The organism is Azospirillum lipoferum 4B, assembly GCF_000283655.1.
GTDB lineage: Bacteria > Pseudomonadota > Alphaproteobacteria > Azospirillales > Azospirillaceae > Azospirillum > Azospirillum lipoferum_C.
This window is the reverse complement of the sequence record NC_016622.1, coordinates 1,532,641-1,547,690: the sequence shown is the minus strand read 5'-3', so window position 1 is coordinate 1,547,690 and position 15,050 is coordinate 1,532,641. Positions and strand designations below refer to the sequence as shown.

The 15,050-nt window shown below is 67.6% G+C and carries 15 protein-coding genes and 1 riboswitch; of the genes, 5 read left to right on the top strand and 10 right to left on the bottom strand.

Annotation, left to right across the window (positions count from 1 at the left end; translation table 11 throughout):
• Positions 1-5 precede the first annotated feature (5 nt).
• Together AZOLI_RS07135 and AZOLI_RS07130 are read left to right on the top strand one after the other, a co-directional pair.
• Positions 6-1,598 (top strand): DEAD/DEAH box helicase, encoded by a 1,593-nt coding sequence (locus AZOLI_RS07135; RefSeq protein WP_014247931.1) that lies wholly within the window; start codon positions 6-8, stop codon positions 1,596-1,598.
• A 4-nt stretch (positions 1,599-1,602) separates the two neighbouring features.
• Entirely contained in the window at positions 1,603-1,845 is a 243-nt protein-coding gene (locus AZOLI_RS07130; RefSeq protein ID WP_014247930.1) for an Lrp/AsnC ligand binding domain-containing protein, read from the top strand.
• Positions 1,846-1,924: 79 nt separating this feature from the next.
• On the opposite strand, the gene AZOLI_RS07125 is transcribed toward AZOLI_RS07130, so the two are convergent.
• The 4 genes from AZOLI_RS07125 to AZOLI_RS07110 form a co-directional block, all read right to left on the bottom strand.
• Positions 1,925-2,770: a class I SAM-dependent methyltransferase gene (locus AZOLI_RS07125; protein WP_014247929.1), complete on the bottom strand. Its 846-nt coding sequence runs from the start codon at positions 2,768-2,770 to the stop codon at positions 1,925-1,927.
• Entirely contained in the window at positions 2,767-3,078 is a 312-nt protein-coding gene (locus AZOLI_RS07120) for a hypothetical protein (RefSeq protein WP_014247928.1), read from the bottom strand. Before AZOLI_RS07120 ends, AZOLI_RS07125 begins: the two co-directional genes overlap by 4 nt.
• A gap of 153 nt (positions 3,079-3,231) precedes the next feature.
• A complete protein-coding gene (locus tag AZOLI_RS07115; RefSeq protein WP_014247927.1) occupies positions 3,232-3,567 on the bottom strand; it encodes a hypothetical protein in 336 nt (111 codons plus the stop codon).
• A 204-nt stretch (positions 3,568-3,771) separates the two neighbouring features.
• The gene (locus AZOLI_RS07110) at positions 3,772-4,674 is read right to left on the bottom strand and encodes a lytic transglycosylase domain-containing protein (protein ID WP_014247926.1); all 903 of its coding nucleotides are present in this window, start codon (positions 4,672-4,674) and stop codon (positions 3,772-3,774) included.
• A gap of 691 nt (positions 4,675-5,365) precedes the next feature.
• Here AZOLI_RS07110 and AZOLI_RS33160 point away from each other — a divergent pair.
• On the top strand, positions 5,366-6,220 hold the full coding sequence (locus AZOLI_RS33160; RefSeq protein ID WP_014247925.1) for an RNA polymerase sigma factor: 855 nt from the start codon (positions 5,366-5,368) through the stop codon (positions 6,218-6,220).
• A 308-nt stretch (positions 6,221-6,528) separates the two neighbouring features.
• Here the strand turns inward: AZOLI_RS33160 and AZOLI_RS30790 are convergent, their stop codons facing one another.
• On the bottom strand, positions 6,529-6,693 hold the full coding sequence (locus AZOLI_RS30790; protein ID WP_014247924.1) for a DUF1328 domain-containing protein: 165 nt from the start codon (positions 6,691-6,693) through the stop codon (positions 6,529-6,531).
• 363 nt (positions 6,694-7,056) lie between these two features.
• Between AZOLI_RS30790 and AZOLI_RS07095 the strand changes: the two genes are divergently transcribed.
• Positions 7,057-7,434 carry a hypothetical protein gene (locus AZOLI_RS07095; protein ID WP_014247923.1) on the top strand — a complete coding sequence of 126 codons (378 nt, stop codon included), beginning with the start codon at positions 7,057-7,059 and terminating at the stop codon, positions 7,432-7,434.
• A gap of 2 nt (positions 7,435-7,436) precedes the next feature.
• Here the strand turns inward: AZOLI_RS07095 and AZOLI_RS07090 are convergent, their stop codons facing one another.
• Positions 7,437-9,530 (bottom strand): YjbH domain-containing protein, encoded by a 2,094-nt coding sequence (locus AZOLI_RS07090; RefSeq protein ID WP_014247922.1) that lies wholly within the window; start codon positions 9,528-9,530, stop codon positions 7,437-7,439.
• Positions 9,531-9,627: 97 nt separating this feature from the next.
• Positions 9,628-10,047 carry an OsmC family protein gene (locus AZOLI_RS07085; RefSeq protein WP_014247921.1) on the bottom strand — a complete coding sequence of 140 codons (420 nt, stop codon included), beginning with the start codon at positions 10,045-10,047 and terminating at the stop codon, positions 9,628-9,630.
• Positions 10,048-10,214: 167 nt separating this feature from the next.
• Between AZOLI_RS07085 and AZOLI_RS07080 the strand changes: the two genes are divergently transcribed.
• The gene (locus tag AZOLI_RS07080) at positions 10,215-11,171 is read left to right on the top strand and encodes a cation diffusion facilitator family transporter (RefSeq protein ID WP_014247920.1); all 957 of its coding nucleotides are present in this window, start codon (positions 10,215-10,217) and stop codon (positions 11,169-11,171) included.
• 4 nt (positions 11,172-11,175) lie between these two features.
• Here the strand turns inward: AZOLI_RS07080 and AZOLI_RS07075 are convergent, their stop codons facing one another.
• The 3 genes from AZOLI_RS07075 to murJ form a co-directional block, all read right to left on the bottom strand.
• Complete coding sequence (locus AZOLI_RS07075; protein WP_014247919.1) at positions 11,176-11,691, bottom strand: phasin family protein; 516 nt, start codon at positions 11,689-11,691, stop codon at positions 11,176-11,178.
• Positions 11,692-11,773: 82 nt separating this feature from the next.
• Complete coding sequence (gene metZ / locus AZOLI_RS07070; RefSeq protein WP_014247918.1) at positions 11,774-12,982, bottom strand: O-succinylhomoserine sulfhydrylase; 1,209 nt, start codon at positions 12,980-12,982, stop codon at positions 11,774-11,776.
• 80 nt (positions 12,983-13,062) lie between these two features.
• Positions 13,063-13,142, bottom strand: a riboswitch (SAM riboswitch).
• Between the two features lie 47 nt (positions 13,143-13,189).
• Positions 13,190-14,761 (bottom strand): murein biosynthesis integral membrane protein MurJ, encoded by a 1,572-nt coding sequence (gene murJ, locus AZOLI_RS07065; protein WP_014247916.1) that lies wholly within the window; start codon positions 14,759-14,761, stop codon positions 13,190-13,192.
• Between the last annotated feature and the right edge of the window lie 289 nt (positions 14,762-15,050).

The following is a 15,050-nucleotide window of genomic DNA, read 5'->3' as shown; positions in this document are numbered from 1 at the left end:
GTTGGATGCTTTTTTCGGAACTTGGGCTTGGCCCTGACGTCCTGCGCGCCATCGAGGACAAGGGTTACACCCAACCGACGCCCATTCAGGAACAGGCAATTCCCTGTGTCCTGCAACGCCGCGACGTGCTGGGCTGCGCGCAGACGGGCACCGGCAAGACGGCGAGCTTCACTTTGCCCATGATCGACATCCTGGCGTCGGGCCGTGCCCGGGCGCGGATGCCGCGGTCCCTGATCCTGGAGCCGACGCGCGAGCTGGCCGCCCAGGTGTCGGAAAGCTTCGAGACCTACGGCAAGCACCACAAGCTCAGCATGGCGCTGCTGATCGGCGGCGAGACTTTCACCGAACAGGTGAAGAAGCTCGACCGCGGCGTGGATGTGCTGATCGCGACTCCGGGTCGTCTGATAGACCTGTTCGAGCGCGGCAACATCATGCTGAACGACATCAAGGTCTTCGTCATCGACGAGGCCGACCGCATGCTCGACATGGGCTTCATTCCCGATATCGAGCGCATCGTCAGCAAGCTGCCGAAGAACCGGCAGACCCTGTTCTTCTCGGCGACCATGCCGCCGGAAATCCGCCGTCTGGCCGATGCCTTCCTCAGCGACCCCATGGAGATCAGCGTTGCGCCGCCCGCCTCGCCGGCGGAGACGGTGACGCAGGCGATGGTCCTGGTGCATGAGATGGACAAGCGCAAGGCGCTGCGCCATCTGCTGCAGACCGAGGATGTCAAGAACGCCTTCATCTTCTGCAACCGCAAGCGTGACATCGCCGTGCTGCAGAAGTCGCTGGAACGCCACGGCTTCAATGTCGGCGCGCTGCATGGCGACATGGTGCAGTCCAAGCGGACCGAAACGCTGGAGCGCTTCAAGCAGGGCGAAATCAGCCTGCTGGTCTGTTCCGACGTCGCCGCCCGCGGCATCGATGTGCAGGGGCTCAGCCACGTCTTCAATTTCGACGTGCCGCTGACCCCGGACGACTATGTCCACCGCATCGGCCGCACCGGCCGCGCGGGCAACAAGGGCCGCGCCTTCATGCTGGCCACGCCCGACGACACGAAACTGGTCGGCGCCATCGCGCGCCTCATCAAGCGGGAGATTCCCATGATCGCCATCGACGGCCTGGAGACGGCCGAGTTCGGCGAGGAAGACAGCAGCTCCCGCGGGCGTGGCCGTGGCCGTGGCGGCCGCGCTGTCAAGTCGGAAGCCCGTCCGCCCCGTGGCGGCCGTGAAGACCGCGCCCCGCGTGAGGAACGCGCGGTCCGTGAGGATCGGCCGCCCCGCGAAGAGCGCGCCGTCCGTGAGGAACGGCCGGTTCGCGAAGAGCGGCCGGTTCGCGAGGAGCGCGCTGCCCGCGACGACCGTCCGGTCCGCGAGGAGCGTCAGCCCCGCGAATCGCTGGCCGCTGCCGAGGCGCGCCGTGGCAACGATCCGCGCCGTGACCGTGACCGTGACCGTGACCGCCGTCGCCGCCGTGATGAGGATGACGACGACGTGCCGGTGATCGGTTTCGGCGACCATATGCCGGCCTTCATGCTGCGCTCCGCCCGCCCGCGTCCGTCCGCCGAAAGCTCGACCGAACAGTCGCAGGAGGGCTGAGCCCGTGCAGACCATCTTCGTCATGGTCAAATGTGATCTCGGAAAGGCCTATGAGGTCGCCGATCAGGCCGTGCAGGCAATCGAACAGGTGTCGGAGGTGCATTCCATCTCTGGCCAGTACGATCTGCTGATGAAGTGCTATCTGAAGCAGGATGACGACATCGGCCGCTTCGTGACCGAGCATGTCCAGACCCTGCCGGGGGTGCGCGATACCTTCACCCTGATCGCGTACAAAGCCTTCGCCTGAGTACAAGTGGTTTGAAATTGGAAAGGCCGGGCATCTGCCCGGCCTTTCTGCTTTTCGGAGAGGGTCGCTGCGGCCGGCCTTACCAACCCACCACGATCCGGGCATGCGATGGCACCGGCACGACGCCATCCACTGCCTGCGCGTCGAACCACCGTGCGATGTCCGCCTCCAGCGCGTCGCGCCGTGCCGCGTCCAGGCCGCCCAACCGGTGGCCGAAGCTCATGTCGAGGGCGGCGCGCCAGAAGGGCTGGCCGGCCGGGGCCTTGCGGACCGGGGTCAGGTCGGTCTCCGCGGTCTCGCCGAACCCCGCGGCCCGCATCGCGTCGGCGAGCAGTCCAGGCTCGGCAAAGCGGAACAGCGGGTCCAGGCTGCCATCCTCGCCCAGATGGGCGGCCACGACGTCGCCGATCTCGGCGAACAGGCCGTTGCCGGCGCGCGGCCCCCATACCATGAAGGCGGCCTTGCCGCCGGGGCGCAGCACGCGACGGACTTCACGCAGCGCGGCTTCCACCGCCGGCACGAACATGATCCCGAAGCGGCAGGTCACGCGGTCGAAGGCGGCATCGGCAAAGGGCAGGGCGGTCATGTCCGCCGCGGTGAAGGCGGGCGCCGCCCCATCGACGCCGCGGGCACGGCGCACCGCGCCGGCCATCATGCCGGGAACGAGATCGCTGCCGACCACCAGCCCGCCCGGCCCGGCCCGACGCGCGGCACTCAGCGCCGGCTCTCCCGCACCGGACGCGAGATCGAGCAGCCGTTCGCCCTCCGCCAGTCCGGCGGAATCCAGCAACGGGCGGTTCAGCTTGTCGGCCAGATCGGCCATCGGGTCGGCCCAGCGGTCCCAGGCATCGGCGCTGGCGGCCCAGCGGTCGCGCTCGCGGGCGGCGTCTGGACTGGCGGAGTCGGAAAGCAGTGTCGCGGTCAATGAAGAAGCCTCGCCGTGCCGGCCACGCGCTGGACCGTGTCGGCGTCGCTCAGCCGCTCGCCGAGAGCCGTCAGCTCGTCGGACATCTTGCGGTTGGCGTCGGTCAGTTGCTGGATGCGGGTCTGCGCCGCCTGATGCTGCGCAGACAGGGTCGCCACCGTCTCCGTCAGCTTGCGGATTTGCTGGGACTGGCGCGCCGACGCCTCGTTCAGGCTGCGGCGGATCGATCCGACGGCCACCAGCACGACAAGGCTGATGGTCACGCCGGCCGCAATGGCGACGATGCTGATCCCGGTGAACCAGTCCATGGGCGGAAAGCTTCCGCCCATTTCACCAATTGGTCAAGCTGCCTGACAATCCGTGACCATCGCGCAAAAACCGAAAACCCGGCGCTGTTTCAGGCGCCGGGTCCGTCCGATTGAAGGGGCTGGTCGAAGGTCCGTCTGGAGAAAGGCGGGCGGTCAGCCGACGGTGCCGCTCACCGGGCGTTCGGCCTTCATGCGCAGTTCCTTCAGGTGGTCGCCGAAGGCGCGCAGGACCGGCATGATGCGCTGGGTCTGGTCGGCCGTGACATGGGCGTCCGTCTTCAGCACGATGGACGGCGCCTCGCTCATCAGGCGCTTGGCGCGCATCGGGCCGACCTTGTCGTCGAGGAACATGGCCATGCCCATCAGAATCCCGAGCGTGACGTCATCCGGAGCCTTGGGCAGGGCCAGGACTTCATGAAGTTCGTTCAACAGCGTGTAGGCGACGATGGAGGTGCGTTCGATGGTGTCGACGTCGGCGGCCATGGGCATCGGGCAGGTCCTCGGGAAACGTTCGGATGAAACGTTGCGGGTTAGACGCTGGCGGGTGACGCGGGAAGGCGTCCTTGTCCAAGACGCCAGCGCCTGCGAAATCCGTCGCTCCCAGAGGGTAATCGTCTCTTTATAACCAAAGTGTTAACCAACCACGCCCCGAGTCGCCCGAGTCGCATTTTTCCGAGTCGCAATCTGTCGTTCTCAGCGCTTTCCGCTGATGCGCGCCTTGGTCGAAAGCGACAGCTCGGCAACCTCTTCTCGCGCGGTGCTGATCAGGCCGGCGGACTGCACGATTCCGCGGTTGAAGGGGTGATGGGTCTGCGCGTAGATGCTGCGGATCTTGACGACGTAATCCTGGGTCTCGCGGTAGGGCGGAATGCCCTTGTACTGCAGGACCGCCCCCTCGCCGGCATTGTAGCCGGCCAGCGCATGAGGGACGTTTCCGTCGAAATAGGCCAGCAGCCAGCGCAGGTACTTCATGCCGCCGCGCAGGTTCTGTTCCGCGTCGAACGGATTGGTGACGCCGAAGCGCTCCGCCGTCTCCGGGATCAGCTGCATCAGGCCCTGGGCGTTCTTGTTCGACACCACGTCGACGCGATAGCCGGACTCCACCGCGATGACCGCCAGGACGAGATCGGGGTCGAGGCCGTAGGTCGGCGCCATCTTCTGCACCATGGCGCGGATTTCGGCGGGCGGCTTGCGGATGACGCCCCAGCGCAGATTGGGCGGTTCGCAGCGGTCCGGGGTCTTGACGTTGCCGCTTACGCTGCCGACCAGCCGCTCCGCCTGTTCGCTGCCCAGCGCGGCGGCCTTCCGCAGCCAGGCACGGCCAAGCTCCGCATCCTTGCTGACGCCGCCGGCGCCCGCCATGTGCATGCGCCCGGCCATCAATGCCGCGTCGGCATAGTCCTGACGGGCCGCACGGCAGTAAAGCGATAAGGCCAGCCGCGGGTCGGCCTTCACCCCGTCGGCCCGTTCGTAATGCTGTGCCAGTTCATATTGAGCTCGGACGCTGCCCTTGTTGGCGAGGGCCTCCAGCGCTGCGACGGTCTTTTCCGCCACGCCGGCCTTGGCGGGAACGGCGGCCAGCATGCCCGACAGCATCAGGGCGGCGGTCAGCGCACCGATGCACGCTCCGCTGGAGACCTTTCGGCCTCTGCGCCGCTGGATTGCAGACGCGTGCGACGCGGACGGCGTACCGCAAAGGTTCGTGTGGTGTTCCACCGGACCCCCCTGTATGATTTTGTTGAAACCGTTCGAGACCATCGAAAGGTCGAGGTCAGAACTCACAGGGAGGACGCCGCTGCGTCTGCTGCACCAAACGGCAGATTTGACGGCATAATGCAAAACGGAAGGCAGGCTGCCTGTCACTACGTCGCCAAAACTGCTTGATGTGGCGCCACCAATAAAAAATTCATAGACCGACCGGCGTGTCTTGGTCGGTCTTTTTATTTTAAAGTTGGTCATGCGTCCTCCAATCGTGTTGGAGAGATAACGAAGGACCAATTTTTAAGCCAATGCCCGAACGGTGATTGCCCTGGGATACACGGGGTACTCTATGGGTAATCTGTCCCGATTGTATGACCCACTAGCCTTTTTCCCAACTGGCAGCCCCTTTGTACGCTCATTACGTAGGGATCGGGCCAGATAATCGGCTGCAAATTCGACGGCCCCGGATGAAGGAAGCACTCCTCGTCCGGGGCCGTCGCGCCGGAGGCCCCGGCAGTGCCGGAGAACCGCGAAAGCGGTCGGTACGGCCGTGGCGAACGGCATTGAAGGAGGCATCGTTTCACCGATGGCGAACCACGTCGCGACCACCTTGAGCCACCGAATGCGCGGCCCGGCCCCGGTCGAGCCTGTAGCCTTCGGCGCCGAGGCCGTCGGCCGGACCCGTTCGGACTGCGCGCCGACGTACACTGACCAGGACCCCACCGATGCCCGCAACGGCCGCGCCGCCACCAACGGCGCGCAGAATGCCGCGGCTCAGACGGAGACCCATTTGAACGTTCATGCCGAGGCCATCGAGGCCGAAGCCGGAAGCGATGCGGCTAAGAATGACGCAACCGAGATGGACGCGGCCCACATCGACCCAGCCGCCGCTACGCCCGCCGCCGACGAATTCCGTCCAGATCCCAATGCCCCGCCTGATCCGGCGGTGATCCGGCAGATCGAAGAGGAAATCCCGCGCCTGCGCCGTTTCGCCCGCGCCATGGTGCGCGATGCCACGCTGGCCGACGATCTGGTCCAGGAATGCCTTGAACGCGCGCTGTCCCGCCTGCATCTGTGGCGGCCCGGCACCAACCTGCGCGCCTGGCTGTTCACCATCCTGCGCAACCTGCACATCAACGGCGTTCGCCGCCGCCAGCCGGTGGTCGACATCGACGCTGAGGCGCAGGCTGCCATCGGCGCGGCACCGGGGTCGCAATTCGTGCGGATGGAACTTCGCGACCTGCGTCGCGCGCTCGCCCTGCTGCCGAACGAACAGCGGGAGGTCGTGCTGCTGATCGGCCTGGAGGGGATTTCCTACAACGAAGCGGCCGATATTCTCGCCATTTCGATCGGGACGGTGAAATCGCGCCTGTCGCGCGGCCGTCGCGCGCTCCGCCTGCTGATGGAAGGCCGCGATCCGGGGGAGGATGCGGACGCCTGAACCGCAGTATCGAGCCTTGTTGAACACGGGGTGTCCGGTCGCCGGGCGCCCCGTTCTCATGTCCGCACACCGTCTGCGTCTCTGGCTGCGTCTCTGGCGGTGCGAAAAAGGAACGGCGGCGTCCGGGGGAGACGCCGCCGAAGGCGGGGACAATCGAAGCACCGTCCTGGCTTGCCGGCCCTGACGTGGCCTCTGGGGGAGAGAGTCTAGCAGCCTCAGGAGATGCCGCAATCAACCGGACGATCCGCCGATGGTTCCATCCCAAAACGGGTAAGCCATCGCCGGATCGCCCGGTGGCTGCCCCGGCGCTACCGTCGCCGGACCAGACCCATGATCAGGCTGATGGCGAACAGCACCAGGAACAGGAAGAACAGGATCTGTGCGACGCCGGAACTGGCCGAGGCGATCCCACCGAACCCGAGCGCGCCGGCGATGAGCGCGATGACGAAGAAAACAAGAGCCCAATAGAGCATCATACCCTCCCTCGCTCGGCCGAAGATATGCAAAGAACTTCTGGCGTCGCGCATGAGACAAGTCTTGGACGCATCCGCCGTCCCGTCATTTCCGCACCCCGGTGTCTTCCACTCCGGAAAGACGGGCCAAGGTGACGGTAAGCACAACCGGTGCGGCGGCATTCGAAGTACAGAACAATGCCGCGGGCACGATGTTCCCGATTCCTGTATTGTCCGGAATAGCCGTGCATGCTCCGACCTTGGTGCTCTGGCATTTATGCAACAATCGGCGCTCTTGGGCGTTTCCTTCCCCTGACGGCCGGCGGTTCGACCTCCGGCGACGCCGCGCTCCGGTCGCGGCGACCATCCGCAGGAGAGGAAAAGATGAAGAGCAGGCTCTGGTTGGCGGCTTTCGCCATCACGCTCGCGGCGGCTCCCGCCGTGATGGCGCAACATACCTATTCAAGCACCTATTCCGGCAGCACAGGCACCGACGGATCAATGTCGACCGGCATGGGACGCTCCGGCGGAGCCTCGTCCGATATGCGCGCCCGCCGCGTTCCCGGTCAGAAGCCGGTCGAATTGCAGCAGACCACGCTGCTGAATCAGCTCAGCGCCGCCGGCTTTGTGTCGGTGCGTGATTTCCGCAAGGATGGCGACCGGTACGTCGCCAGCGCCATGGACCGGCAGGGCCAATGGACGACCGTGGTCCTCGACCCGCATACCGCCGCCACGACCCCCACCGCTGCGCCGGCCCGCTGACCTCAGTTCAAGAGGCGGGACCATGTGCCGGCGAGGCGGCCGTAGCCTCCCGGCACCCGCAGGTCGTAGAGCGGCAGCGGCTGCTGCAGGCGCTGCCCGGCATCGCGCCCCAGCGTGCGCACCGCCGTCTCGACGGTGCCGCCGACCGGCATCGAGCCCGATGCCCCGATCGGCACCACCAGCGCCAGCCCCCAATCCATCCGCCCGCCGAAGCGGCTTTGGGCGCCGTCCGGCCCCTCGGTCCAGGTGGCGTGGGCGGTCAGGCCGATGCCGCCGTCGAAGCGCCGCATCACCTCCACCGTTCCGCCCCAGTCGCCGCCGAGATAGCGCCCAAGCCGCAACGCCGTGGTGGTGCCCGCCCCCGGCGCCTCCCAATAGAGGCTGGCATGGCCGGTGCCGCGCGCATCGTCTTGGTCGATGCCGAACAGGTTGTCCGGCCGCCGCTTCCAGACCTGATTGAGGTCGAGGCCGAGAGCCCAGCGGGCGGCCAGCGGCTGGTACAGAGCCTCCGCGCCGATGCCGCCATACATCTCTTCCAACTGGCCCAGCGACAGCCGCGTGGTCAGCCCGTCCACCGGGTTGGCGAACCACGCCGCATAGGCATGGTCGAGCGACAGCGGGCGGTCCACATAGCGCGGCAGGTCGCTACGCACCGGATGGGCGGCCGGCAGGGCGTTGGTATCGAGCAGGTCGATGTCGCTTGCGGCGTTCATGCGCAGGCCGCCGCCGAGCACCAGCCCGCGAACAGGCTCGCCGCGCAGCATCACATCGGTGTGGGTGCGTTGGGTGAGCGGGGTTCCAAGTTCCGCCAGATCGAAGGTCGCGACCAGCCGGGTCGACAGGTCGAGCCGCGGACGCCAGTCCGGCACCGGGCCGGCGGACGGCTCTATGACGGTCGTGCGCCAGATCTCTTCGGAACTGCCGCGGTGACCGGCGGCCCGCTCCAGATCGCGGCGCAGCAGGGTGGTGGCGGCGGACGCGATTCCCGCCGCACCGGTGACCACGCGCAGCCTCTCCACCTGCGGCGGGGCGAGATCGGCAAGCAGCCGTGCCGCGTCGCCGACTTCGCGTGCCAGCGGCAGACGCCCGCCGCCGGCCGGGTCGAGCCAGAGGGTCGCCACGTCGCCGTCGATGCGGGCGGACCGCGCGGGCAGGCCGCGGCTGCGGGCGACCAGCGCGATGGCCTCCGCCGACAGCGCAGCCCCCTCCGACGGCCGCGGCCCGACCGCAGGGGGAGGGCGTTGGAAGCGGTCGGCATCCACAGCTGGATCGAAACGGACCGACAGGCGCAGCATCATCCGCCGCCCCTGTTCATAGGCGGCGCCCAGATCGGCCCAGGAGACCGGGCGCCAGGACAGGCCGAGGCTGTAGCGGCTGCCGGGATCGAAGCCCGGCTCGTCCTGCCGCTGCGCCCGGAAACGGTCGCCGGATGACTCCAGCTTCAGGCTCAGCCCTTCCAGCGGTCCCATGGCCGGCATGTGCCATTCCGCCCCGCCGAACAGGGCCACCCGCTCGCCGCTGAACCATGCCCCTGGTCCGCGGCTGGTCGGCCATGCCGATGGGTCGCGGTCGCGGCGGAACCGGCCGCCCAGGAAGCGCAGCGGATTGCGCAATTGCCCGGCCTCGCCGAGCGTCCCCCATCCCATGCCGACCGTGAGGTCCAGGTCCCACCAGCGGCGCGACAGGGCAATGTACTCACCGGCGAAGCGCCCCTTGCCCGGCAGGTCGAGCCCGGAGCCGGTCACGTCACGTCCGCCGATGACCAGTGCCGGACCATGTTCGTCCTCCCGCCGCAGGCGAAGCTTGAGGTCCAGGCCGGGTTCGCTGAGGCCGTAATAGCCGGGATAGGCGCTGTTGCGCGCCGTGACCTCAAGCCAGGGCAGCGGCTGCGCGGAGATGGCATAGTGACGGTGCAGGTCGCCGAGCGCCGTCAACCCGCCGCTCATCGATCCGTCGGGAGCCATCCGCGCAGTCGGCATCTGCAAAAGCCCGACCCCGCCCCAATCGGACAGGCTTGATCCGGACAGGCTGGATCGCTCGTCGTCGGCAAGGGCGGGGAAGGCAGCAACAAGGATGAGCAGAGCGAGAATGCGCACGCGATGATCGCGAAGGAGCGGAAGGTTCGCCCGATCCTTCGCTTTTCATGCGTATGGATGCAACTGAAAAAGGTGGCGGCAACCGCGGAGGGTGCCCTTACGGCGCCTCGACCACCTCGAAGTCGTGGGTGATGGTCGCGGTCTGGCCCAGCATGATGGAGGCGGAGCAGTATTTTTCCGCCGACAGCGCAATGGCGCGCTCCACCTTGGCCGGATCCAGCTTGCGGCCTGTCACCGTGAAGTGGACGTGGATCTTGGTGAAGACCTTCGGGTCGGTCTCCGCCCGCTCGGCCTCGATGGCGGCGACGCAGTCGGTGATCTGCTGGCGGCCCTTCTCCAGGATCATCACGATATCGAAACAGGTGCAGCCGCCCATCCCGATCAGCAGCATTTCCATCGGACGGATGCCGGCGTTGCGACCGCCGGATTCGGGCGCGCCATCCATCACCACGGCATGGCCGCTGCCGGATTCGCCGACGAACATCTTGCCGTCCACCCAGGTGACGCGCGCCTTCATGACCAATTCCTTCGTTCACGGTTGGTGTGAGTGACCGCGCGAAGCTAGGCGCCGCAGCGGATCGGCGCAAGAGGGGGCGGACCACCGTTGCGCGGCTCTTGCCCTCCTGCGACGGCGGGCCCATGGTTGCGTGTGCTGCAATGCACCTTCCGACGAGGCTTTCCATCATGCCGCATGGACACACCCACGGCGGCCATTCCCATGGCGGTCACACCCACGGCCCCCATACCCATGGCGGCCATCATCACGCCCCCGCCGGCTACGACCGTTCCTTCGCTCTGGGCGCGCTGCTGAACATCGGCTTCGTGGTGGTGGAGGCGGTCTATGGGCTGCTTGCCAACTCGACCGCGCTGCTGGCGGACGCCGGGCACAACCTCAGCGACGTGATGGGGCTGCTGCTGGCCTGGGGGGCGGCGTGGCTGGGGCGACGTCTGCCGGAAGGGCGCTACACCTACGGCTTCGGGAACGCCTCGATCCTGGCGTCGCTGCTGAACGCGATGATCCTGCTGATCGCCGTCGGCGCCATCCTGCTGGAGGCGGCGACCCGGCTGGTGGAACCCGAACCGGTGGCGGAGACCACGGTCATGGTGGTGGCGGCGATCGGCATCGTCATCAACAGCTGGACCGCCTGGCTGTTCATCGGCGGGCAGAAGCAGGACATCAACCTGCGCGGCGCCTATCTGCACATGGTGGCGGACGCGGCGGTGTCCGTCGGCGTGGTGGCGGCGGCGCTGGCCATCCGCTTCACCGGCTGGTTCTGGCTGGACCCGGTGACCAGCATCGTGATCGCGCTGGTGATCGTCGCCGGCACCTGGGGATTGCTGCGCGATTCGGTGCGGCTGGCGATGAATGCGGTGCCCGACGGCATCGACCGGGCGGGGGTGGAGCGCTATCTGGCCGGACTGCCGGGCGTCGCCGCGGTGCATGACCTGCACATCTGGCCGATCAGCACGACGGAAACCGCGCTGACCGCCCATCTGGTCCGTCCCGGCATGAACCAGGACGACGCGCTGCTGCTGGAAATCTCGTCGGTGCTGAAGGATCGCTTCGGCATCGGCCACGCCACCATCCAGGTGGAGCATGACGGCAGCTGCTGCCGTCTGGCTCCGGCGGACGTGGTGTGAGCGATCAGGCCTGTTCGCGGGCTAGGCGGCGGGCGTTTGCCCGCACCTTGCGGTAGGCGGGGGTCATGCCGGCGGCGGCCAGCGCCGCCGTCGCCTCGATCAGGCGCAGGTTGGCATGGATGCCGGCATCGACCGCGTCGGCCAGCAGGCGCTGTTGAACGTCGGCGATCTCCACCGGATTCTTGCACGCGGCAAGGCCGCCGATGGTGACGGCAGCCGCCTGGGTCTGCTTCGTCACCATGGTGAACCAGGCCTGCCCGAATTCGCTGATGCCGGTGGCGACGGCATGGAAAGCCTCCACCGCCGCTTCGACCTTTTCGGCCCCCATGCGGATGAATTCCGGGTTGGCGAAGTCGATGGGGTTCGACATCGCCGCCGCCATCATTGCCGTGCGGTAGCCGATGGTCTGAGCTGCCGCGACGCCCATTTCGCTGCTGCGAAGGCCGGTCTTGGTGAGCTGGCCCGCCACCGCGAGAAGCCTGTCGGTGGGATGGCCGTTGCCGGCGTTCTGTCGTGACATGGGCGTCGCCTCTCTCAAATCGTTGCCGGAACCGGAGCTTCAGCGTCAACGCTGCACTGCAGCATAAGTTCCGGCACGATCTTTACGCCTCGGCGAGCGCGCGGTCGAGATCTTCGATGATGTCCTGCGGGTCCTCGAGACCAACGGACAGGCGCAGCAGGCCGGGTTCGATCCGGGCGGCGACCTTTTCCTCGTCGGTCAGCTTGGAATGGGTGGTGGTGGCGGGGTGGGTGATCAGGCTCTTCGAATCGCCGAGATTGTTGGAGATCATCACCATCCGCAGGCCGTTCAGGGCATTGAACGCCTCGGTCTTGCCGCCCTTCAGGAAGACCGACAGCATGTTGCCGCCGCCGGTCATCTGCTTGCGCACCAGATCGTATTGCGGGTGGCTGGGCAGCAGCGGATAGAGCACCTGGGCGACCTTGGGATGGCTTTCCAGGAACTCCGCCACCTGCAGCGCCGCCGCCGACTGGGCGTGCACGCGCAGCTCCAGCGTCTCCATGCCCTTCAGCAGCAGCCAGGAATTGAAGGGGGAAATGGTCGGGCCGGTGTGGCGCAGGAAGGGATGGATGACGTCCGACCCGTACTTCCTGTCCTTGGCCAGGATGACGCCGCCCAGGCAGCGGCCCTGGCCGTCGATGTGCTTGGTTGCCGAATAGATGACGACGTCGGCGCCGAACTCGAACGGGCGCTGCAGCACCGGCGTCGCGAAGGCGTTGTCGGCGACGACCACCGCACCCGCTGCGTGGGCCAGCTTGCAGACGGCTTCCAGGTCGACGACCTCCAGGCCGGGGTTCGACGGGGTTTCCAGGAAGACCGCCTTGGTCGGCTTGGACAGCGCCTCTTCCCACTCCGCCAGATCGGTGCCGTCGACGAACACCGATTCGATGCCGAAGCGGCTGCACAGCTCCTTGACGATCCAGTAGCAGGAGATGAAGAGCGAACGCGGCGCCACCACCCGGTCGCCGGTCCGCAGCCCGCTCATCAGCGCGCCATGCACCGCAGCCATGCCGCTGGAGGTGGCATAGGCCCACTCCGCCCCTTCATATTCGGCCAGCCGATCCTCGAACATCGCCGATGTCGGGTTGCGGAACCGGGAATAGACATGGCGCGAGCCGTCGTTGGCGAAGGCGTTCTCCGCCTCCTCGGCCGAGCCGTAGACGAAGCCGGAGGTCTGGTACAGCGCCTCGCAGGTCTCGTCGAACTGCGAGCGGCGGATGCCGCCATGAACCAGCTTGGACCGCGGGCGCAGGCCCGAGACGTTCGGATTGCGATGATCGGTGCGCGACATTCCGCCACTCTCCCCTGAAGATCGCCGGTGGGGCAGGGCCGGCCGAAAACAAAAAAAGCCCCGACCGATCGGGTCGAGGCGCGGACGCGGCTCGGACCTTTTTAGCGGGTTGTTTTACGTGGCCCGCAAGCCGGTCGACCAAATCACCACGTGGGCTCGCTTGTACGACTGCCTATGACCGCCGTCAAGTGGGGTAGCCCCGCATCGTCATCCCCTCTCCTCTGCAGGAACAGGGGATTTCGACAGCATGCCCTTCACGTCCGCCAGGCTTGCCCCGCCCAGAGCCACCGCCAGCGCTCCGAAGGCCGCGGCACCGCCGGCGACCAGAAGAGCCAGGGCGGCGAAGCGCGCTGTCGTGGACGGAGCCTCCAGCCATGGCGCCAGCGCTCCGCCGCCCAGCGCCAGCACCGCCCCCATGCCCACCGCCGCCACGGCGATGCGCGGGGCGCGGCGTTTCAGCCGGTCGTCCAGGTCGAACAGGCCGCCCTTGCGCATCGCCGCCACCAGCAGCCCGACATCCAGCCATGCCGTCAGCCCGGTGGCGAGCGCGATGCCGACATGCTCCAGCCACGGCATCAGCACCAGCGCCAGCGCGGCGGTCGCGACGGTCACGATGACCGCGACGCGCACCGGCGTCACCGTGTCGTGGCGGGCGAAGAAGGCGGCGTTCAGCGACTTCACGATCACATAGGCCGGGATGCCGACGGCATAGGCGGCGAGCGCCATGGCGGTGGCGTGCGCCTCGTGAGCGCCGAAGGCACCGCGCTGGAACAGGACGGACACCATCGGCTCCCCCGCCACGCCCAGTGCGACCGCAGCGGGCAGGCCGAGCAGCAGGCTGAATTCCAGAGCGCGGCTCAGGTAATGGCGCACCATGCCCTCGTCACCGGCGGCGGCGTGGCGGGCCAGCACCGGCAGCAGGGCGGTTCCGATGGCGATGCCGATCACGCCCAGCGGCATCTGGTTCAGCCGGTCGGCATAATAAAGGAACGAGACGGCGCCCGACGGCAGCAGCGAGGCGAGCACGATGTTCAGGAACAGGTTGATCTGCATGACGCCGGCCCCGATGGCCCCCGGCCCGATCAGCCGGAACAGCCGCCGCATGCCCTCCGTCATCCGGGGCCGGCGCAGGCGCAGGGTCACGCCGGCATTGCGGCAGGCCCAGGCCATCCATCCGACCTGCACCGCTCCGGACAGGGTGACCGCCGCCGCCATGGCGATGCCCGGTTCCAGCCCCAGCCGTGGCGCGACCAGCAGGGCGGCGACCAGGGTCAGGTTGAAGGCGATGGGAGCGGCGGCGAAGGGACCGAAGCGGTCCAGCGCATTCAGCACCCCGCCCAGCAACGCCACCAGAGAGATCAGCGCCAGATAGGGAAAGGTCAGCCGGGCCATGTCCACGGCCAGGGCGAACTTGGCAGGCTCGTCGGAGAAGCCGGGGGCGAGGCCGTGCATCAGCCATGGCATGACGACGACGGCCGCCAGCGTGAAGGGCAGCAGCATCGCCAGCAGCATCGCCAGCGACTCTTCCGCGAAGCGGACGGCCGCGGCCCGGCCGCGGGTCTGGAGTTCCGCGGCGAACAGGGGGACGAAGGCGACGCCGAAGGCGCCTTCGGCGAACAGGCGGCGGAACAGGTTGGGCAGCTTCAGCGCGACGAAGAAGGCGTCGGCCACCGGACCGGCCCCCAGCACAGCGGCGGTCAAAATGTCGCGTGCGAAGCCAGCTAGCCGGCTCAGCAGGGTCAGTCCGCCGACGGTGGCGATGGCGCGGGCAAAGCTCATTCCCGCGGTATAGCGGTCGGCCGGAACTCCGCAAAGCCGGCAATTCGGCGGGTCGGCCCTGCCCAGCCGGCTGGCCGGTGGGCCGGAGCGTATGGCCGGAGCACATGGCCGGAGCGTCCGGGGTGTGCCGTCGCCACCTCCGGTTCGCATCGGTGGAGCAACTTGGTTGTGCTGCCACCTTGCCGGTAACGCCGTTGCGTCCGTATCTGCGTTGCGGCATGCTTGCGTCCGCCTGCCGCCGCCGTCCGCCTTTCGCCGATGGACGCGGCCGGCGGACGATCCACTGCGT